Annotated in this window: 19 protein-coding genes; 2 read left to right on the forward strand and 17 right to left on the reverse strand. The window is 52.6% G+C overall.

Annotated elements, in window-relative coordinates; genetic code table 11:
- Positions 1–19: 19 nt before the first annotated feature.
- From AC50Y3_RS24295 to AC50Y3_RS24315, 5 genes are all read right to left on the reverse strand, one after another.
- Positions 20–904: a carbohydrate ABC transporter permease gene (locus tag AC50Y3_RS24295; protein WP_494821310.1), complete on the reverse strand. Its 885-nt coding sequence runs from the start codon at positions 902–904 to the stop codon at positions 20–22.
- Positions 905–922: 18 nt separating this feature from the next.
- Entirely contained in the window at positions 923–1,780 is an 858-nt protein-coding gene (locus AC50Y3_RS24300; protein ID WP_494821490.1) for an ABC transporter permease, read from the reverse strand.
- 119 nt (positions 1,781–1,899) lie between these two features.
- Complete coding sequence (locus AC50Y3_RS24305) at positions 1,900–3,657, reverse strand: extracellular solute-binding protein (protein ID WP_494821311.1); 1,758 nt, start codon at positions 3,655–3,657, stop codon at positions 1,900–1,902.
- Positions 3,658–3,830: 173 nt separating this feature from the next.
- A complete protein-coding gene (locus AC50Y3_RS24310; protein ID WP_494821312.1) occupies positions 3,831–5,444 on the reverse strand; it encodes a response regulator transcription factor in 1,614 nt (537 codons plus the stop codon).
- Entirely contained in the window at positions 5,419–7,200 is a 1,782-nt protein-coding gene (locus AC50Y3_RS24315) for a sensor histidine kinase (RefSeq protein WP_494821313.1), read from the reverse strand. The genes AC50Y3_RS24310 and AC50Y3_RS24315 overlap by 26 nt, the downstream gene beginning before the upstream one ends.
- 255 nt (positions 7,201–7,455) lie before the next feature.
- On the opposite strand from AC50Y3_RS24315, the gene AC50Y3_RS24320 reads away from it, so the two are divergent.
- Entirely contained in the window at positions 7,456–8,475 is a 1,020-nt protein-coding gene (locus AC50Y3_RS24320; RefSeq protein WP_494821314.1) for an LLM class flavin-dependent oxidoreductase, read from the forward strand.
- 68 nt (positions 8,476–8,543) lie between these two features.
- On the opposite strand, the gene AC50Y3_RS24325 is transcribed toward AC50Y3_RS24320, so the two are convergent.
- The 9 genes from AC50Y3_RS24325 to AC50Y3_RS24365 form a co-directional block, all read right to left on the reverse strand.
- Entirely contained in the window at positions 8,544–8,963 is a 420-nt protein-coding gene (locus AC50Y3_RS24325) for an NUDIX hydrolase (protein ID WP_494821315.1), read from the reverse strand.
- Between the two features lie 29 nt (positions 8,964–8,992).
- Positions 8,993–9,583, reverse strand: coding sequence for a hypothetical protein (locus AC50Y3_RS24330; RefSeq protein WP_494821316.1), 591 nt, complete (start codon positions 9,581–9,583; stop codon positions 8,993–8,995).
- Between the two features lie 67 nt (positions 9,584–9,650).
- Entirely contained in the window at positions 9,651–10,712 is a 1,062-nt protein-coding gene (locus tag AC50Y3_RS24335; protein ID WP_494821317.1) for a S66 family peptidase, read from the reverse strand.
- Between the two features lie 20 nt (positions 10,713–10,732).
- Positions 10,733–11,596: an SDR family oxidoreductase gene (locus AC50Y3_RS24340; RefSeq protein WP_494821318.1), complete on the reverse strand. Its 864-nt coding sequence runs from the start codon at positions 11,594–11,596 to the stop codon at positions 10,733–10,735.
- Between the two features lie 25 nt (positions 11,597–11,621).
- A complete protein-coding gene (locus AC50Y3_RS24345) occupies positions 11,622–12,605 on the reverse strand; it encodes a phosphotransferase (RefSeq protein ID WP_494821319.1) in 984 nt (327 codons plus the stop codon).
- A 152-nt stretch (positions 12,606–12,757) separates the two neighbouring features.
- On the reverse strand, positions 12,758–14,566 hold the full coding sequence (locus AC50Y3_RS24350) for an ABC transporter ATP-binding protein (RefSeq protein ID WP_494821320.1): 1,809 nt from the start codon (positions 14,564–14,566) through the stop codon (positions 12,758–12,760).
- 73 nt (positions 14,567–14,639) lie between these two features.
- On the reverse strand, positions 14,640–16,382 hold the full coding sequence (locus AC50Y3_RS24355) for an ABC transporter ATP-binding protein (RefSeq protein WP_494821321.1): 1,743 nt from the start codon (positions 16,380–16,382) through the stop codon (positions 14,640–14,642).
- 246 nt (positions 16,383–16,628) lie between these two features.
- Positions 16,629–17,537, reverse strand: a complete 909-nt coding sequence (locus AC50Y3_RS24360) for a DMT family transporter (RefSeq protein ID WP_494821322.1) — start codon at positions 17,535–17,537, stop codon at positions 16,629–16,631.
- A gap of 23 nt (positions 17,538–17,560) precedes the next feature.
- Complete coding sequence (locus AC50Y3_RS24365; RefSeq protein ID WP_494821323.1) at positions 17,561–17,878, reverse strand: MGMT family protein; 318 nt, start codon at positions 17,876–17,878, stop codon at positions 17,561–17,563.
- A gap of 162 nt (positions 17,879–18,040) precedes the next feature.
- Between AC50Y3_RS24365 and AC50Y3_RS24370 the strand changes: the two genes are divergently transcribed.
- Positions 18,041–19,273, forward strand: coding sequence for an aminopeptidase (locus AC50Y3_RS24370; RefSeq protein ID WP_494821324.1), 1,233 nt, complete (start codon positions 18,041–18,043; stop codon positions 19,271–19,273).
- Positions 19,274–19,349: 76 nt separating this feature from the next.
- Here the strand turns inward: AC50Y3_RS24370 and AC50Y3_RS24375 are convergent, their stop codons facing one another.
- The 3 genes from AC50Y3_RS24375 to AC50Y3_RS24385 all read right to left on the reverse strand — a co-directional run bounded on the left by AC50Y3_RS24375 (position 19,350) and on the right by AC50Y3_RS24385 (position 21,679).
- Positions 19,350–20,072 carry an amino acid ABC transporter ATP-binding protein gene (locus tag AC50Y3_RS24375; RefSeq protein WP_494821491.1) on the reverse strand — a complete coding sequence of 241 codons (723 nt, stop codon included), beginning with the start codon at positions 20,070–20,072 and terminating at the stop codon, positions 19,350–19,352.
- A gap of 14 nt (positions 20,073–20,086) precedes the next feature.
- Positions 20,087–20,734, reverse strand: a complete 648-nt coding sequence (locus AC50Y3_RS24380) for an amino acid ABC transporter permease (RefSeq protein ID WP_494821325.1) — start codon at positions 20,732–20,734, stop codon at positions 20,087–20,089.
- A gap of 117 nt (positions 20,735–20,851) precedes the next feature.
- Entirely contained in the window at positions 20,852–21,679 is an 828-nt protein-coding gene (locus tag AC50Y3_RS24385; protein ID WP_494821326.1) for a basic amino acid ABC transporter substrate-binding protein, read from the reverse strand.
- Positions 21,680–21,698 lie beyond the last annotated feature (19 nt).

Raw genomic sequence — 21,698 nt, forward strand, 5'->3', positions numbered from 1 at the left:
GCCCAGCATTTCACCAACTCTATTCCTTCACGCTTCCAAGCACAATGCCTTTCATGAAGAACCGCTGCAGAAACGGATATACCATCAAGATCGGCAGCGCGCCGAGGAAAATCTGCGCCGCCTTCGCGGTCCGGTCGTTCACCTCGGTGAGCGACTTCATGTCTGCGGAGGACATCAGCGTCAAATCCCGGTTAATAACGACCGTCTGCAGATAACTTTGCAGCGGGTAGTGATCCGGTGAGTTCATGAAAATCAACCCGTCAAACCAGGAGTTCCAGTGGTTAACCGTTGCGAACAAGGTGATTGTCGCCAGCGCCGGCAGCGACAGCGGAAGGTAAATCCGCCACAGCGTCGTCCAGTGTCCGGCACCATCCATAAACGCCGCTTCCTCCAGCTCCTTCGGCAATCCGCGGAAGAAGTTCAGCAGCAGAATAACGTTGAACACGGGAACTGCGCCTGGCAGCACCATCGCCCAGATACTATCCATAATTCCGGTGTATTTGATCGTCATATAGAGCGGAATCAGACCGCCGCTGAATAGAATCGTGATGACGAACACCCAAGCGTAGAACGTCCGAAAGGCGAACTTCTTCGCTTCCTTAGCAAGCGGATACGCAATCAGCACAGTGAGCAGCATATTGACCGGAATACCAAGGGCAACCCGCTTCAAGGTAACGAGAATGGATTTGAAGAATGCCGGTTTGTGCAATACATATTCATAGGAGCTCAGTGAGAACTGCACCGGCCAAAGCTTGACATAACCCGCCTGAGCAGCCGCACTTGAACTGAACGAAATAGCAAGGACGTGGATAATCGGCAAAATACATAGCAGACCGAGACAGGCAAGAAAGACGTAGTTAAAGGATAGAAACAATCTGCGACTAACCGTGTAATACTCCAGCACTCCCGCCCTCTCCTCTCATCAGAAAATACGATAATTGGCGAATCGATAAGCCAAATAGTAGGACAATGATATGCTGAAAAGCGAGACGACCGATCTAAATATACCTACCGCTGTCGCAACCCCATACTGTGCATCAACCAGACCGATTCGATAGACGAAAGTATCGATGATATCTCCCGTCTCGTACACCTGCGGGCTATATAAATTAAACACCTGGTCAAACCCGGCGTTCAGCACGTTTCCTAAGCTTAAGGTCATTAACAAGATAATAATCGGCATCATCCCCGGCAGCGTTACATGCTGCGTCTGTTTCCATCGGCCTGCCCCATCGACGATAGCCGCTTCGTACAGCGTCGGATTAATGCTCGTTAATGCCGCTAAATAAACGATGGTATTGAAGCCAAACTCCTTCCAGGTATCCGTGATCACCAGTACATAACGGAACCAGTTGTTATCCCCAAGAAAATAAATCGGCTCAATACCGACCCACCCCAGCACTTGATTGACAATCCCGCTCGTCGGCGACAAAATATCGATCAGAATGCCCCCGAGAATGATCCAAGACAGAAAGTGAGGCAAATACACAACCGTCTGTATCCCGCGTTTGAATACTTCCTTGCGCACCTCGTTCAGAAGCAGTGCAGTAACGATAGGTGCAATTAGGCCGGCAATGATTTTCATAATAGCAATCAAGATCGTATTCCATACAATCTGTCTGGACTCCGGCATTTCCATCACATAACGGAAGTTATCCAATCCAACCCATTTGGAATGAATGACGCCTATAGCGGGCTTGAACTTCTCGAAGGCAATGACAAAGCCTAACATTGGACCGTAGCTATAAATCAGTATGAGGATGAGACCCGGCAAAATCATCAAGTGCAGCGGAAGCTGTCCGCTCCAATTTTTACGTAACAAAGCGTTCCCTCCCTGCCCTGCTTAGTAGAAAAACGGGGGAAGACGTCGCTCCCCCCGCCTGCATCAACTACGCCTACTTATTTGTTCTTCGCCCAATCGTTCACTTCTTGCGTGATTTCATCGCCGCCAAGCTTCTTCCACTCTTCGACGAATTTATCGAACGTATCGAGCGAATCACCCATAATGATCTTCGTGAACGTCTCAAGCTCTCTCTTTTGCAGGTTCGATTCTTTCTCGACCATCGCAGGCGTCGGAGCACCGTAGAACTCGGTCAGCTTGAGTGCTTTGCCGCTGACATATTGATCGATGACTTTGAACGAGCCTTCCTTGCCGAAGACGCGCTCATACGCCCAGTTCAGCGGTTCTTTGCTTGATCCATCCATCCAAGAAGCGGTCTTATCGTACATATCCTTTTCTTCCGGATTAAGGGCAGATGTATCTTTGCTGTCCAGCGCAGCCGTCACATGGAGGTAGATATCCAGGTTTTTACGAGCTGGCCATGCTTGGAACGGCATGTTTTTGAATTTCTCGAATCCTTCACTAGTGAAGTATTTCGCATAATTCTCTGGCGTTGTTGTTTCACCCCAGCCGGTTTCAACGAACAGGTTGATCATTTTCAGCAGCGCTTCCGGATGCTCAGCACCCTTCTTCACGACAAAATACTGCCCTGTCGAGAAGCCGACTTGCGGTGTAACCGGTTGATCGTCGGCAGAAGCAAGCGGGTACGACTGCCACTGCGCATTCGGGTCGTTCTTCTTATTGTCAACGAGCGGCCATAGCGGATTCCACATTTGACCGAACTGCATGCCGATTTTGCCCGATGCCGTCAATTCGGCTTCTTTACCGCCGTCTTTAACGCCGAACTCTTTGTCAATTTGACCTTTCTTGTACAGCTCTTGCAGAACGCCGAGCGCAGTCTTCATCTCAGGCTGGATGCTGCCGTAGACAATATTGCCGCTTGCGTCTTTGATCCATGATTTCGGATAGGCGTGATAGCTGTTCATAAGACCTGTAATATCGGCGAAGCCGCCGTATAGGTCTTTGTTCATCGCGATGCCGTAGGAGTTCGCTTTTCCGTCGCCGTCCGGATCCTTCGTCGTGAATGCCTCGGAAATCGCCAGCACGTCAGCCATCGATTGCGGCGGCTGAAGGCCAAGCTTGTCGAGCCAATCCTTACGAATCCAGATCATCCCCGCTCCATCCATGGAAGAGCCGGTGTTCGGAATCGCCATCAGCTTGCCGCCGAACGTAGCAGAAGCGAGTGCGGCCGGACCGTCTTGATTGAGAATTTCCTTGAGGAAAGGCGAAGCGTATTTCTCATACACAGCTGTCAGATCTTCAAGCTCATCAGCTTCCTGCAGCTGTTTGAGCTGCTTGGCATTAACCGGAATGAATGCCGGCAGGTCGCCTGAAGCGATGGAAACGTTCATCTTCTGCTCGCCTTGGCCGCCCGGCTGATCGCCGCTGACAACCCAGTCATATTTTACATTGATGCCCAGCTTCTCTTGGAGAGCCTGCGTCCACATGTTGTTGTCGATCGTTTGGCCTTCCATGAATTTGAACGTATCGTTGATGATACGCACGCTTGTGATGTCGATCGGCGGATCGTATTTGCCGAAGTACGGATCAGGCTCTGCCGCCGGTTCCGGCTCTGTTGTATTCGTATTCGTGCTGTTGCTCGTATCTGCCGTATTCGTCGATGTATTGGTTTTGTCATCCCCTGTGGAATTGGAAGTATTCTTGTTGGAGTTGTTATTCCCCGAGCTGCAAGCGGTTACAAAAATGAAAATAAAAGTCATAAGCAGAACCGCAGTCCATTTGAATGGCTTTCGCATTCCCCTAGCCTCCCTTTTATTTTGCAAGCTTCCTTCTCCTTCAGTATAAAATGACGGCGCTTTGCTTCACTATGGAACAATCTATAGATTCGTGGTCTCCTGTATAGGAATCGCGAAGGGTGGGACGGGAATCCGAGGATTCGGACAACAGTCCCTGCCCTTCGCTCAGGCAGCTATTCTCTTGCCCGATATTCCTGCGGAGTCAGCTGAATTCGTTTCTTGAAGAAGCGGATAAAATAACCCGATGTCTCAAAACCGACCTTGTCAGCAATTTCGTGGATTTTGAGTGACGTGGCTGTAAGCAGCTCTTTCGCTTTCTCAAGACGCAGCTCGGCAATGTATTCCGAGAGGTTCGTGCCTGTCTGCTGTTTGTAGAGAACCGACAGGTAGGCGGGGTTTAGGTAGACGATTTCGGATAAGCTCGTAAGCGACAGATCACCGCCCAGATTGCCCCGTATATATTGATGCAGCCGCGCAATCAACTGATGGGTCCGTTCATGCTGGATGGATCTGCGCCTTGTATAGATCATGGATGCCGTCTGAAGCAGATAGCTCAGCGATGCCTCTCGCGATTGATGGGCGGAGAGATTCATGAGTCCATCCATAATAGCGGCATCCCCTTCGCCGGTCAGCGCTTCCCCGCCTTGTGTCAGCTGACTAAGCAGCAAATTGGCAATGGCATAGTAGACAAGCGCATATTCGGCATATTGCGTAGGCAGTGCGGTATAGTGCTTGATTACCTCAGCGAATGCCTCCTCGGTACCGTCTTCCAGCAACCGCTCCAGCTGCAGCGTTAGTGTTCGCAGCGGTGGCAGGGCAGCCTGAGGAGCGCTCCCCTCCTCGCGTTGGTCCAAGATCAGCAGCATGCGATCCCTCGTGCCGAGTCCGACAACCAATCTCTTCTTCATCAGCTCATATACATGCGGCAGCTGTTCCCACTCCGCAGGCTGTGCGCCGCAAATAAGCGAAACAGGCAGATGCAGCAGCCGGTCACAGGTTTGCTGGATCGATTCCATAGTGCCTTGCACGAAGCTGACCGTGTCGCGCCACGAATCGCTGGTGTGCTCACCGGTTGCCGGCTGCAGGAAGCAGACAAAATGATGCATATCTATGCTCGCGGTGAATACCGAAAGCGGGGCATAGTATTCGGAAGCGATATTTTGGACGGCGTAGAGCATTAAAGCTCTGTCGTGGTAGCTCCCTTGTCCCCAGCGGTCGATGCGACCGATAAGCGGAATAACAGGGGCGCCGCTGCGCAGCGGAATGCGCAGCTCCTGCAGCTTCTCTTCCGTCACAGTAGGATGAACTCCGTTCGACTCCAGCACCGCCATCAGCCAATCCCGGTGCAGCAGCGGCAGCGCCCGGCTCAGTTGGTCTTTGGCCTGCAGCATGAATTGTTGGCTCTGCGACTCCGCGGCCAGACTTTCAATCGCTTTGCGAATGCTGCGAATAATGGCCTCGTCGCCTTCGGTCTTGAGAATATAGTCAATGGAGCCTGTCCGAATGGCCAGCTGCGCGGTTTCCAGGTTATGAATGCCGGTGAGGAAAATCACTTTGCACCGCGGCCACTGCGCCACAATTCGCTGCTGGAGCTCAAGTCCCGTCATGCCCGGCATGCGCACGTCGCTGAGCACAATGTCAATCTTCGTTCTTGCCAGCCACTCCAGCGCTTCCTCCGGGGAGTAGGCCCGGTAGAGGTCCAGCTCCAAATCCGGCGTGTCCTCGATCATCTCATATAGGCCGTCTACCGTGAATTTCTCATCATCCACAATCAATAAGCGGTTCATCCTCTGCACCAGCCTCCCTCGGAATCGTCATCGTCACCTTGAGGCCTCGTTCCTCCCCCAAGCTGAGCGTCAGACCGCCGCCCCCATATTTAATAATAATGCGTCGATGGACATTAAGCAGACCGGTATGCTCTGTGGGCTGCGCTTTGTCGAGCAAGCTTAATTGCAGCTCGCGCAGCTTCTCTTCATCCATGTTCTCCCCGTTGTCGGTAATGGAAATCTCGATAGCACCCGGCTTCGTGCTGAATTCGACTGTAATTAAACCGTTCTTACGCTTATGCTCCAAGCCATGGTTATAGGCGTTCTCGATAATCGGCTGGACGATGAGACGAGGAACCGGGAACGCGCGCAGCTCCTCAGGCACCTCTTCAAACTCCACCATAATCCGCTCGGAGAAACGGATCGATTGGATTTCCGCATAAGTACGGGCATGGTGAATCTCGCTTGCCAGCGGCACCTCGTCCGAGCCGTCGCGCGTAATGTATTGAAAATATTCACCCAGATGCTTCGTGAAATAAATAACGTTCTCATGGTCTCGCTGCTGGGCCATCCGATACAGAATAAAATAGCTGTTGTACAGAAAATGCGGATTGATTTGCGACTGCAGATGGCGCAGCTCCGCCAGACGGGCCAGATACTGCTGCTCATAGACTTCATGGACAAGTACATCCAGCCGCTTCACCATACCGTTAAATTGCCCGTACAAATAGCCGAATTCATCCTGCAGCGGGTAATGGACCTCCAGGTTGAATTGCCCCTGCTCGATGCGCCGGAATGACCGAACGAGCCGTTTTAACGGTTGATGAATGATGAGGTAAATACTGTAGGAGAACAGCAAGACCAGAAAAACGGACATCGCAGACAGCACATAGAACCAGAACCGGTAGACCTGCAGCGATGCGTTTACTTTGTTCGCAGGCACATACATAAGCAAGGTCATGTCGAGCCGCGGGGAATGATTGGAGACCACCAGATAGGACTGGTCTTTCCATTCCACCGACTGCAGCTTGCCTTCTTCCGCCGCTTCTTCCTCGTGCTGAAAATCATGAATGAGTTCCTCATCCACCGCGTCCGATCCGCCTGTAATCAGAAAAGGCTGCTTGTTTCCAACCAGCGCCGTATGGCCGCCTTCATTCGTAAACTCCTGCAGTACCTTACTTAATTCAGGGCGTGAAATTTCAATGGCAAGAAGGAAGACCGGACTTCTTCGGCTTGAGATAGCCGGGTCGGGATATGGAATACTAATGAAGAGCCGGTCCTTCCACAATAGAAAAGGAGACTCGAACCGATTCGTCGACTTGCTCAGCGCGATGAACTGCGCCTCATCGAAATTGCCGATGACGTTGGCATTCGCAGAAACGGTACGGTTCATAGCGGGTATGAAGGCAATGGCATTATTCACGAATTTACTGGATTTCTGAAGGGCATCCAAGCGGCTCTTGAGCCGCAGCTGCGCTTGCATCTTCTCAATCTCCGACATCACCTCGGAGGAGGAGGACAGCTTTAGTAAGTCATCGTCATTGACATACTCCTGCAGCTGCCGAATGGCACTGTCGATGTCGAATTCCAGCATGTTCATATATAGGGAGGTTCGCGATACAAGGGAGTCCGTAATTTCTTTCTGGACGTGGGAGGAGCCGGTCTCGTTCATTTTCCAGCTGATGATATAAAGCGGTGTGAGGGTAACAAGGAAAGTGAGGACAAGCTTGGGTAAAATAGACACAGAAGCGATGCGTTTCAGGATGTTCAGCAGCATTTGCCACCCCCGGCATAGTAGTTGCTTCTATCAGGCATGAAACGCTCCACCTGTGATGGTGACATTAATCAGGAGGAGTATCCTACATAATTCTCCACAAATCGCCAGTTACCTCCCCGACAGGTTGATGTATAATTGTTATTTACTAGTAATTAGTTAGCTGCTTGAATAAACTTTGAGGGTGTTCCATAATAAAGGGTGTCGATGGTTCACTCCCTCACCTAAACTACGATCATACAGGAGGTCATATCAACGATGACTGATTCTATAAAAGTTCCTCTGTCTGTATTAGACTTGGCACCGGTTCTCGATGTCGGGACACCGGCGGACGCGTTCCGCAATACGCTAGACCTCGCCCGTCACGCCGAGCGTCTGGGCTACAACCGCTACTGGCTCGCCGAGCACCATAACATGGCAGGCATCGCAAGCTCGGCTACCTCGGTCGTTATCGGCTATGTGGCCGGCGGCACGAAACGAATTCGCGTCGGCTCCGGCGGCATTATGCTGCCGAACCATTCGCCGCTTGTCATCGCCGAGCAGTTCGGCACGCTGGAGTCGATGTATCCGGGCCGGATCGATCTTGGCCTTGGCCGCGCGCCCGGTTCTGATCAGACGACAGCCCGCGCGCTTCGCCGTGATTTGGCTTCGAACGGGCAGGAGTTCCCGGAGCTGCTTGCCGAGCTGCGCGCTTTCTTCCATCCGCCGGCGGATTCGTTGAGGCCTGTCCGCGCAACGCCGGGCGAAGGCTTGGATGTGCCGATCTGGCTGCTCGGCTCGAGCGGCTTCAGCGCGAAGCTGGCAGGCGAGCTCGGACTGCCATTCTCCTTCGCGAGCCATTTTGCACCGGAGTATTTGATGCAGGCCATCCATCTCTATCGCAGCAGCTTCCGTCCTTCCGAAGTGCTCGCGAAGCCCTATGTCATGATCGGCATCAACATCGTTGCCGCAGAGACCGATGAGGAAGCAAGCTTCCTTGCGACTTCGCAGCAGCAGCAATTCCTCAGCCTCATTCGCGGCCGTCCGGGCAAGCTGCAGCCGCCGATCGAGAACATGGATGAGCTGTGGATGTCGCATGAGCGGGAAGCCCTGCAATCCAGAGCCAAGTATGGGATTACCGGAAACAAGGAAACCGTGGCTGCTCGCCTGCGTGAAATTCTAAGCGAAACGATGGTCGACGAGCTCATCGTCACCTCCCAGATTTACGATCATGCCGCACGTCTGCGGTCCTATGAGATCGTGGCTGAAGCTGCCGGACTGGAAGGTTCGACGAACTAAATCCTTGTAAATAAAACGCCCTTTACTAAGCCGCTTCTAGGCGGAATTTAGTAAAGGGCGTTTGTTGTTCACGTCTCATCCATCGCAAGTACCTTGCTCATGTTTACCTGCTCGATCATATGCCCGATGTTGCCTTCACCGGCATAGAGCGACATGTCGAAGAAATCATGGTGCAGCTCCGACCAATAGAGTTCATTCTCATCGCCTGCCACCTCGACATCCCGCTTCAGCTTGCCTGCGTAAACCTCCACGTAACACCTCTGTAGATAATAGGTGAAGTCCATGACATGATGCAAAGTGACATCCGCTTGAGCGATCCCGGTTTCTTCCGCCAGCTCACGGTATGCTGCTTCTATCCCCGATTCACCGGGTTCGATTTTGCCGCCAACCAAGTTGCTTAGTCCTTTATACGGCTCCTTCAGTCGCTTGCACATGAGCAGCCGTTCCTCATCCTTGCTGTAAATCATCAGCACATTATATCCCTGCAAACGCGAGCGCCCTCCCACATAAGACTCTTTTATTTAAAAGAAATCTTCTTCGTCGCTAAAGCCTTGCCATCTTGACCGACAGCTTCCAGCTTCACATCTCGATCTGCGACCCGCTCATCCGTCAGTGCATACCAGAGTCGGAGGGGTTTGGTGTCTACGACGGTCGCTTTCGTTTGGACCTGTTTATCTCCATCTTGAAACGTAACGTTTATGGATCCGATTCGCTCATCGGTTATAACTCCGTACACCATTGTCGGTACCAGTGCGATTTCGCCTGTAAACCCGTCATCCGCGAGGTAAGCCTTGATGCTTCCATATTCCGCCGACTGCTTCGTTACCCATTTGCCAAAAATGTTCTTTTTCAACAACCCGTAGCCCATATCCGTTACCGAAAGGTCCTTGGCCGCACTTACCGCCTGGTCCTCCGGCACGCTCAAATAGAAAGCCAACGTATCCTGATCCGCTTTCGTTTGATACAGGACCTGCACCTTCTTCATATGGCCCTTATTGAGCACTTCTTCCACGGTTGAGCTGTTGCGCGTGCCCATGAATGTATTGAGCAGAAGCAGCACGAGCACTGCACCCAGCACATAGTAGATCCTCTTGCCTTTAAATATCATTGCCTATCCCTACCTTCCGAAGCTTCCTAACACCGAATGTTCGGTAGCTTCCCCACTGCACATCCTGCTATACAAAAGATTGCTTAACCGTCCCTTTGCCCGCTTCCACTTCGATTTCCGCATAAGCTCCGTTAATCAGCGTGATCTGCGGCGGAACATGCCCGCAATCGACGTCAATGACAATTGGCAGTCCGAGCTCAGCGGCCAAGTCGGTGTACACGTCCTCAATGGTGTAATTCTCGACCGGTCTGTTTGCAGGACTGCGCCCGAACAGAATGCCGGAGCAGTTCTCGAACCAGCCGGCCAGCTTCATCTGGACCAGCGACCGGCGTACATCCGCGGTGTTCAGCTCGCAATTCTCCAGCACCCAGACCACCGGCTCCCCGGGCATGTATTGCTCTCTGAACTGCCGAACATCGCCGTACGGCGTGCCGATCAGATGCCGGACGACATCGATGCAGCCCGCGAGCAGTCTTCCTTTTATGACCGTTTTGCCGCTGAACCGCTCATCGTGCTCACCGCCAGGTGCTTCGATCCCCCCGCTTGGCAGCACTTTGCGCCAATAGGTTGGTTCCGTGAGGTTAAATACATTAGGGTGGTCGTTCACCCAGTCCTTCTGATAATGAAGCGAAGAATGCTGCACACAGGATTCGCCGGCTCTAGTGGATAGAACGGATTGCCACATGGCAGTCGTCTCATCGGGCACTACTCCTCTGAGGTCCACGATATTCGTGCCATGCGCCGTCGCTATTCCGGTCTTGAGCGTAATTGCAAGCAGTAGTACGCTCAGATCGGAATACCCGAGCACCCATTTGGCGGGCAGATGATCATAGTCTACCTGATCCACCATCTCAATCAACAATTCGCCGCCCCAAGGCGGAATGATTAAATCGACTCCGCCATCCTGCATCATCGCATTAAATTCTTGCGCACGTACGGCCGCCGGAGCGGATTTCGCTTTATTTTGCGTATAGGTTGTCGCGCCATACTGAATGGTGAACCCTCTCGCTGCCAGTCGTTCCCTAACCTGCTCCAGCAGCCCATGTGCCGCCGGATCTACACCGGACGAAGGTGCCGTAACCCCGATCGTAGCCCCCTCAGCCATCCAAGGATATTGAATCGTCCCCATCTCCGTGCCCTCCCCATCTATTAGATTGAATAGGCGAACCCCGTCGCTTGCTCGCTCCACGCCCAGAATCGGCCGGCCTCATCTGCGGATGCTGCCTGCTTCGCAACCGCGCTTGGCTTCAGCTTGTAGAAATAATCACCGGACTTGCCGCCAATCTCTGTCGCAGCCGCGCTCGCTAAGAACACCGCTGTCGCCGAGCCTTTCTCCGCCGTCAGGAAGAACGGCCGCATCAGCTTATGAACGAGACCGCCGAATCCCGTGTTCCGGTTCACCCCGATATCGGTTGAAACCACACCAGGATGCAGCGCATAGACCGGGATGCCGGTTCCGCTTAATTTGCGAGCAAGCTCCTTCGTGAACCAAATGTTCGCGATCTTCGAGCGGCTGTATGCGCGCCAGACCGTGAAGCTCTTGGTCATCCCCGGATCTGCATAGTCCATCGCGCCGATCTTATGTGCACCGGAAGATACATTGACGATCCGCGCCGATTCGCTCTTACGCAGCAATGGCAGCAGCAGTCCCGTCAGCAGATAATGCCCCAGATGGTTCACGCCAAGCTGCCGCTCGAACCCATCTGCCGTTTCTTCCCGCTTCAACGTAATGATGCCCGCATTGTTGACCAGCACGTCGAGATGGCTTGTCCGGCTTGCCAGCTCCGCCGCAGCCTCTCGGATGCTCGCGAAGGAAGCCAGGTCGCACAGCAGCAGCTCCGCAGCTCCGCGACCGGATTTGCGGTTCACGTAGTCGACTGCCGCCTGTCCCTTCTCCCGATTTCGCGCAAGCATGAATACCTTCATACCGTGCTCCGCTGCAAGCATCGCCGCTGTTGCCCTTCCCATACCGCCGCTTGCGCCGGTCACTAGCGCAATCCTATTGTTCGTCATCTACCGGAGTCACTCCTTAGAGGGATTATGATTGCGTGACTAACATGTCGACGCATTGCTCGAAATTGTCCAGCGTCTCCTTCAATTGTTCCTGCAGCTGCTTAATGGACCATTTGCCGTCAACGCCCGCGAGACGCCGCAGATCACCGTCAATCAGCAGCACCATCCATAACGAGAAAATTGCCGTGAATAAGTAATAGCCCTGCTTGAATGAATCTGCGTCCAGCTTGATTTCATGATTCGCGCTATGAAGCAAGTATCGGTTCAACAGCTCTTCGCGCAGCGCAGGCGTCATAGCCTTCGGGAACACGGGATGCGTGGAATCGATCAAGTGGTACAGGTCCCAGTAACGGCTATTCAGATGCGCATGCTCCCAATCGAGCACGCTGACGGCCCCCTTCACCCGGGCATAGTTGCCAAGGTGCAGATCGCCGTGCGAAATCACGTTTCTCTGCCAGTGCCGGGTGGCAGTCTCCGATCGCATCATCAGCGACTCCAGATGCTGCAGGACTGACTCTGCATCTTCGAACCTTGTCGCCAGCGCATCCAGCAGTTCATCATGGCGGCGGCGATCCATCACCTGCTTCGCAATGTCCTCGATGAATGGCTTCGGCCCAAGCAGCTGTTGCTGCTGCAGGTGTTCCACAGGCAAGGCGTGCCACCACGCCACATGCGAGATGAGTTCAAGCGCGGCATTCTCTTCGAATTGGTGTTCAAGAGGTCCCATATCCTCGAACAGCTGCCAGCTCTTCTCGCTCGCAGCAAGCTCTGAGCCTGCCAGCAGCTGCGGATAAATGACGGGGAAAGACATCCCCTTCAATATATGTTCATACACCCAGGCCTCTTGCCCAAGCTGACTCTCATTCGTTAACGGCTTGAAAATATAGCTTTCATCCGGCGACACATAGACGCGCTCCACACACTTCCCGTTCGTGCCGGTATAGAGAATATCTCTTCTCCAGATTCGTCGATCATCCAGCGTCCCATCCGGCCGTACGATTTCTTTCAACGCGCGCCACCTCCATTGCCGGGAAACCTTCCCATATACCGCCTATTGTACATGGAAAACGAGATAGATGAAACGACCACCCGACGATATCGTTCAACAATAAAGGACCGGCTCAAAAGTCGCCTTGCACGCTTTTGAAACGGTCCTCCTATTTACGAACTCTTACTCGCCGCAGCAGTGGCCGCGGAACTGTCCGTCCCGCTTAGCGCATCCGTTGAAGCCGGCGGCGCCTGCTCGCCCGTTTGCAGCTGATACATCTTGAAGTATCGACCCTGCAGCGCCATCAGCTCGCGATGATTGCCCCGCTCCACGATCTCTCCGCGGTGCAGCACGAGAATCTGATCCGCCTCGCGGATGGTCGAGAGACGGTGCGCAATCACAAGCGTTGTGCGCCCTTCGCTAACAACCTTGAGCGCTTGCTGAATCAGGCCTTCCGTTTCGCTGTCGATGCTTGCCGTCGCCTCATCCAAGATCAGAATGGAAGGGTCGAACGCCAGCGCCCGAGCAAATGAGATCAGCTGCCGCTGCCCCGATGACAGCGTGCTCCCGCGTTCAACAACCTGTTCATCATAGCCGCCGGGCAGCTGCTCGATGAACGGCGCGGCGCCGACTTCGCGCAGCGCATCCTTCACGCGGTCGATGCTAATATCCTTGTTGTACAAGCTGACATTGAACTTGATATCGCCTGCGAACAAGAACGGATCCTGCAGCACGATGCCCATATGCTTGCGCAGAGCCTGCTTCGAGAAGCTGCTGATATCGCGTCCATCGATGGTGATAACACCTTGCTGCGGCTCATAGAAGCCGAGCAGCAGGTTCATGATGGAGCTTTTGCCTGAGCCGGTATGGCCGACAAGCGCAACCGTCTCGCCTCTTCGCGCCTCAAACGAGATGCCTTTCAGCACATTCTCGCCTTCCTTATAAGCAAAGGTCACGTTGTCGAATTTCACAACGCCTTCCGGTCGGTTAACGCCTGCCGTATCTTCAACTTCCTTACCTTCGATGTCCATAATCGCGAACACCTTCTCGGCCGAAACGAAAGCCCGCTGCGCATTGGTCAGCTGATCGAATATCCCGATAATCGGCTGGAAGATCCGGCCCATATAATCAATAAATGCATAGAAGACCCCGAAGGAAATGGCCGTCTGCAGCGAATCTCTTCCGAAATACCACACCACATAAGCAGTAACCAAACTTCCGATGGTACCTACGATATTACGTGAGGACAGAGAGAACACCCGAAACTGCTTCACTTGATTCACATAACGATCCTCGTTCAGCACCTCGAACTCCTCGATCGTCACCTTTTCTCTGCGAAACGCTTGAATGATCGGCATGACAACAATCGATTCATTGATCATCGCGTTCATATCGCTTAACCGAGCACGCATGATGGTGATGAAGATCTTCGAGTATTTCAAATGCACATACATGATGACCACGAACAGCGGAGGCAGCAGCAGCGCGAACAACGCAAGGCGTGCATCCAAGATAAACAGCGCCGTGTAAATCCCCGCCAGCTGCACAAGACTGACGACGAAGGTCGCCATGAAGCTCATAAACAGATCACGTACAGCCTCAGTGTCGTTCGCGATACGCGAGACAACCTGTCCAATCGGCGTGTTGTCAAAATACTTCAGCGGAATACGTCCGATATGCCGCATCAAGTCGATCCGCATGTTCTTAATGATGCGCAGCGCTGTTGCTTGCAGCAGATACGACTGCGAAAAGTTACATACGCTGGCTGTAAGCAGCAGCCCCATGTAGAGGCCCAGCAGCTTCAGCACCGCGCCGATATCTCGCTCATCGACCGATAGATGCTTGTCGATGATGGTTTTGGTAATGTACGGCCCGCCGAGTTCAGCGCCGACCGCGATGCAAAGGATGAGCAGCGCCGCAATAATACGGTATTTGTAGACGAGTGCATAGCCGAGAAGCCTTCTCGTCGTCGATGGATTCATAGCTACCTCCTGAATTCGGATGCCCGTAAGCGGGCTAATTTGTTGGCGATCAAGCTTGTGCGCCGATTCGCATCTATTCTTCCAAGCTCGCTTCCATCTGCTGTCGGTCCCATTGCTGTCTGTACCAGCCGCCGAAATGCATCAGCTCTTCATGTGTGCCTTCTTCCACGATACGTCCATCATCGAGTACAAGAATCCAATCCGCATGGCTGACGGCAGACAGGCGATGTGTTGCGATAAAGGTTGTTTTGCCTGCCCGCTCCTGGCGGATATGATGCAGGATGCGGCTTTCTGTTCTGGCATCTACGGCAGACAGCGCATCATCCAGCAGCAAAATCTCCGAATCAATGAGCAGCGCCCTTGCGATGGCAAGTCTCTGCTTCTGACCGCCGGAGAGCATGACGCCATTCTCGCCGACAATCGTGCCAAGTCCTTCCGGCATCGTGGCGATATCTGAGGTGAAGGATGCCATTTCGACCGCCTTCGCGATTTCGGCTTCCGAAGCCTGCGGTTTGCCAAGCGCGATATTGTCGCTGATGGATTTCGAGAGCAGCAGATGCTCCTGCGGCACATAAGCGATCCAGCGTTTCACTTGATCGATGGCGATGCGCTCAACCGGTACCCCCGAGATAAACAGCTTATCCGAATCGACGGGGTACTGTCTTAGCAGCTGCTTCAGCAGCGTACTCTTCCCGCTCCCTGTACGACCAACGATGCCAAGTGTCTGACCTCGCTCAAGGGTAAACGATACCTCACGCAAACTAGGCTGATTAGCCGTTGGATAGGTAAACGTAAGTCCCTTCATTTCAATCGTCATCGGGACAGCCACCTCTACAGGTGAAGCTGCATCCACAAGATCCGGTTCCTGCTTAAACGCCTGCTCCAACCGGTCCGCAGAAGCACTTCCCCGCTGAAGGACGTTGATAAATTCGCCGAAGGAAATCATCGGCCAAATTAACATCCCTAAATAAATATTAAAGGAGATTAACTGTCCCAGCGTGATCTCATCGTGAAACACCAGATAGCTGCCATAGCCGATGCCGATGGAGTAGCTGACGCCTACAATAAGCGAGATCAGCGGCTGGAACAGCGCATTAAGAATAGAAACTTCACGGTTGCGATCCATAACCTCCGTCGTCACACGGTCAAAGGCAGTCAGATCATGCTCCTCCTGCACGTAGGAACGAACCACTCGGATACCTGAGATCGATTCCAGCGCATGATTGTTCATTTTGCCAAAAGCATCCTGAGCCGCCATGAACCGAACCCGCACTCGCTGTCCAAGCTTGTTAATGACAATGGCCAGCAGCGGCAGCGGAATTAATGCCGCTAACATAAGCTTATAATCGATCAACGAAATCATCGTGATGATGACGACCGATGCGCCAACTAGCGTATTCACGAGCGTCATAACCCCGTACCCGGCCGTGTTGCCAATGGCGAGAATATCGTTCGTTGCCAGCGCCATCAGCTGACCGGTGTTGTTGCGCTGGAAGAACGACGGCGTCATGCGGGTCAGATGCGCCAGAAAACGTCCACGCAGCAGCTTCTCGATCAGCACCGAGTTGCCGAACAACGTTGTGATCCAAATATAAACGAGCACATATAAGAGCAATGAGAGACTCACGAGCAGCAGCACGGTGCTGCTCAGCTGAGAAGCCGTCAGCGTATGCTCGCGGATTCGGTCGATGGTGTTCCCGATCATTTTCGGCGGAACCGTCGTTAACAAGCTGACCACCGTCATTAAGCTGATGGCCAGCGTGTAATGCATCCATCTGAGTTTGAAGAACCACTGAAGCCGTGTCACGAAAGACAAGATATTGCCCCCTTTATTCATTCTTCCAAAAGTTACTACCTTGATTGTACCTCTTGCTGCGGGATTGCACCAACACATCCTGGCACTTTGTATCCCTATAGTAATTTGTCCAAAATTGGAGATCTCCTCCTACCCGCAGCAAACGAACCTCACGATATCGCCAAAAGCAAACCCGCCATCAAGCTGCACGCGAAATGACAGCCAAAGGCGGGTCTATCGTCTGAACCTATCGTTACAGCAGCGTGATCAATGAACACTTCGCGGCTTCAACGCAGCCTCTCGTCTCGGTTTGCGGCTTGCCAGGAAGACGCCGAAGAGAATAATGACAAGCCCTGCGAGCATGTTCCACTTGATCGCTTCGTTTAGCAGGACCGAACCCCAGATCAGTGCCGTGGAGGGCACCAAATAGGTGACCATCGAGGCGAATTCTGCACTGCCCATCTCGACCATATAGTAGAACAAGATGTAGGCTAAACCCGAACCAAATATCCCAAGCCCGATAATATGCGGCACATTGCTCATATCGGTCAAATGCGGCCATGTAATGGATTCTGTAGAGAAAGCGAGCGTGCCGCTGACGATCGCACTGCTAAGCAGCGTGCCGTATGTAATTTGGTACATCGAGCAGCCTCGAACGGACAGTCTTTTGGACAATTGCGAGCCCACCGCATAACAGAACGTTGCGGTGAGCATGCCGATCAGCCCAATGCCATTGACCGACAGCAAGGCGCCGGGCCGAATGCCGAGCAGAATCACTAAGCCGATTGTTGCTACGCCAATGCCAACCCACTGCATGTAATGCGACTTGCTCCGGAAGAAGAGAATGCCCACGATAATCGTCCACACCGGCGTCATCGCATTCAAGATCGAAGCCATGCTGCTCGTCAGATGCTGCTCGCTGAATCCGATCAGCGTCCAAGGCAGCGCCGTATTGATCAGGGCCATAATGAACATCGCCGGCCATGGCAGGCTCCGGAAGGCAAAAGGTTTCTTGAAGACCAGCATAATGAGCAGCACGACAACCAGTCCGCAGGATGAACGCAGAAACGCGATCGACCACGGGCCAAAGTCATGCAGCAATAGTTTGATAAAATAAAACGAACCGCCCCAAATGAGACTTAACAGCAGAAGTGCAACATAGATGAGTCTGGGCAACCTGTAATCCTTCTTTCTATTCCTTAATAATTCGGTTCAGGTTCGAATCGGTATTCCCCCAAATCGATCGTGCCGGCGGGACTTACGAACACGCCTTCGCCTTCAAGCAGGACACGCTGCATATAGCGCCCTTCACCGTCGCCGATGGCGATCTCGCCTTTTCCGTTAATGACGCGGTGCCACGGCAATCCATGCTTCTCGCTCATGGAATGAAGAATACGAACCACTTGCCTCGCCCCTCTTGGGCTGCCGGCCCGTGCCGCGATCTGACCGTACGTCATGACCGTGCCTGATGGGATATTCGCGATAACTGCAATGACTTGTTGCGTAAATGGTGTCATGACGCACCTCCTTTAATCTCTATTAGTATACACCCTATACAGCCTGTCCCTGCAAGCAATGTTAAGCATTCCACCCCGTCTGCCCTCTGCGAAATTCCCCCCTTAGGGAAAAGGTAGGGTTATATGTTAGAATAAATTTATTCTGCTGTAGGAGTGATTTCATTGCCTAATTTTCAAGAAAAACTCGAGCGTTACGCAGCTCTTGCTGTTGAGGTCGGCGTAAATGTACAGCCCGGCCAAACCTTAGTGATTAGTACATCCCTGTCATGCGCGCCTTTCGTGCGTCTTGTCGTGAAGAAAGCTTATGAAGTCGGCGCCAAAAACGTACATGTAGAGTGGAATGACGATGTCGTCACTCGCACCAAATACGAGCTTGCCCCAGACGAAGCTTTCACAGAATATCCGGAGTGGCGTGCGAAGGGCTGGGAGCAAATGGCTGCCGATAACGCAGCTTTCCTAAGCATCATCGCACCTAATCCGGATCTGCTGAAAGGCACGAAGCCTGAGCGGATCGCAAATGCGAACAAAGCGGCAGGCATCGCGCTGAAGACGTGGAGAAGCTACACGATGTCCGACAAAGTCAGCTGGTCCATCGTTGCCGTTCCATCCCCGGATTGGGCAGCTAAAGTGTTCCCTGATGTAGAGCCGAGCAAGCAAGAGGATGCGCTCTGGGATGCAATCTTCGCAGCAACCCGCATGAACGAAGAAGATCCGGTTGCCGCTTGGAAGTCGCACATTGAAGTGCTGGATACGAAAGCATCGCACTTGAACGAGAAGAAATTCCGCAAGCTGCATTACACAGCTCCGGGAACGGATCTCACGATTGAGCTGGCACCGGGCCATATCTGGATCAGCGCAGGCAGCGAGAACGCGAAGGGCGATATCTTCGTAGCGAACATGCCTACAGAGGAAGTCTTCACGGCTCCGCTCAGAGGCGGCGTGAACGGCACCGTGTCCAGCACGAAGCCGCTTAGCTACGGCGGCAACCTGATCAAGGATTTCTCGCTGACGTTCAAGGACGGTCAAATCATTGACGTGCAAGCCGAAGAAGGACTTGAAGTGCTTAAGAACCTTGTTGGCACGGACGAAGGCGCCGCTTACCTCGGCGAAGTCGCGCTCGTTCCCCATCGTTCCCCAATCTCGGATACGAACCTCGTGTTCTACAACACGCTGTTTGACGAGAATGCTTCCTGCCACTTGGCGATCGGCAAAGCCTATGCCTTCTGTATCGAAGGCGGCAAAACGATGTCCGAAGACGAGCAAGTCGCTAACGGCCTGAACAACAGCCTTGTCCACGTTGACTTCATGATCGGCTCCGCAGAGCTGAACATCGAAGGCGAGCGCGTTGACGGCACGAAAGAAACGCTGTTCCGCAACGGCAACTGGGCGTTCTAATAAAGAACAACAAAAAAGCACCACTCCACAGCCTCACGGCACACGGAGTGGTGCTTTTTATGATTTCGTTAGTTCCTTACAGCACCTTCGACAAGAACGCCTTCGTCCGTTCCTGCTGCGGACGCTCGAAAATCTGCGCCGGCGTGCCTTGCTCGACAATGTAGCCCTGCTCCATGAAGATGACGCGGTCGCCTACTTCGCGGGCGAAGCCCATCTCATGCGTGACGACGACCATCGTCATGCCTTCCTTCGCGAGCTGCTTCATAACCGCAAGCACCTCGCCAACCATCTCGGGATCGAGCGCCGATGTCGGCTCATCGAAGAGCATGATCTTCGGCTCCATCGCAAGTGCGCGTGCGATCGCGACGCGCTGGGATTGACCGCCGGACAGCGAGGCCGGATAAGCATCCGCTTTGTCGGCCAAGCCTACCTTATCGAGAAGCTCAAGCGCCTTGGCGCGCGCTTTCTGAATCGGCCATTTGCGAATTTGAATCGGGCCAAGCGTAATATTGTCCAGCACCTTCAGATGCGGGAACAAATTAAACTGCTGAAACACCATGCCAACCTCAGTACGGATACTGGTGATGCTTGTATTCTTGTCCATAAGCGACTTGCCTTCGATCACAATATTGCCGCCGGTCGGCTCTTCCAATAGGTTAAGGCAACGCAGAAACGTCGATTTCCCTGATCCGGACGGACCGATGACAACGACAACCTCTTGGCTGTTGATGTCGACATTAATATCTTTGAGCACGACATTCGAGCCGAACGCTTTCGACAACCCGGTAACTTGAATTATTGGACTCATGTGCATTACACTTTCCTTTCCAATGCATTGAGCAGCTTACTTAATGAGTAAGTAAGAATAAAGTAAATGAACGCGGCAGTCAGGTACGGCTCCCATACGCGGATGTACTGCCCTTTCATGACGTTGCTCCAATACATAATCTCAGGCGCCGTAATAAGGGCAACCAGTGAAGAGTCCTTCACAAGGACGATAAATTCATTACCGAAAGCCGGAATCATCCGTTTGATCGCCTGCGGCAGCACGATAAAACGCATCGTTTGAGCATGGGTCATACCAAGCGATTTGGCCGCTTCCGTCTGACCCTTGTCAATGGACTGAATACCAGCCCTGTATATTTCAGCCGTGTAGGCTGCAGCATTCAAAGATAAGGCGGTTATAGCCGCAACAATGGCATTCGTTTTCCCGTAAATGAGCGGAACAAGACCGAAGTGCACGATATAGATTTGCACAAGCAGCGGCGTTCCACGGAAGAAGTTGATGTAGGACTGCATCGGCCACCGAAGAAACCAGCGACGCGACATTTTTCCGAAACTAACGATCAAGCCTAGAATCGAACCAAGCAGAATGCCTGATAAAGAAATTAAGATTGTATACAGCGTCCCCTTCAATAGAAGCGGCGCATAATCCCAAATAATATCAAATCTAAAATCCATCTTAATTCGCCCTTTCGTCTTCTCTACACCGATGATTAGCCTAAGCTACAGCGAATACTCCTTAAATGGACAAGAACAAAGGACATGCGCCACTAACGCATGCCCTTCGCGTCCCTATTACTTCGCGCTTAGCAGATTCGCCGTATTCGGCTCTTCGCCAAACCATTTCTTATACACTTCAGCATATTTGCCGTTCTCGATGATCGCTTTGATCGCCGGATCCAGCTTCGCTTTCAAATCGCTGCCTTTTGGATACAGAATGCCGTAATATTCCGGCGTGAAGTTTGTAGTATCCGAAACTTCTGCGTATTTCTTGTCCGGGTTGTTCTTAATGTAATCACGTACGATCGCGATATCAGCAACTACTGCATCAGCGCCGCCTTGATCAAGCTCAAGCAAAGCAACCGCATTGCTGTCGAACTTCTTCAAATCCGTGTTGCTGTTGCCCATAATCTTCGTCATAAGGATATCAGCAGTAGTACCGGTTTGAACCGCAACCTTCTTGTCCTTCAGGTCAAGCGCGCTCTTAATGTCGCTGCCTTCCTTCACCATGATCACGTTGATCGATTCGAAATACGGCATGGAGTAATCGTAAGTTTGTTTACGATCATCCGTAATCGAAATACTGGAGACACCCGCGTGATATTCCGTGCCTTGCTTGACGCCTTCCAGCATCCCGTCCCAGCCCGTGTTATCCACTTCATACTTGATGCCGGCTTCCTTCATCACTTCATCAAGGAACTCGATATCAAAGCCTGTGATTTTGTCTTTGTCCATATATTCCATTGGAGCATAAGCCGCGTCTGTTGCAAATTTGTACGTTGTAGCGTCACTGCTGTTGCCCGCTTCGCTGCCTGCGTTGTTGTTGCTGCTCTTCGCGCCGCAACCAGAGAGAATTACTGCTGTCACTAGTGTAAGAATAGCTATAATATACCACTTTTTCATTCTGCTTCCCCCTATTTAG

The sequence above is a fragment of the Paenibacillus sp. J22R98 genome (genome assembly GCF_059383835.1).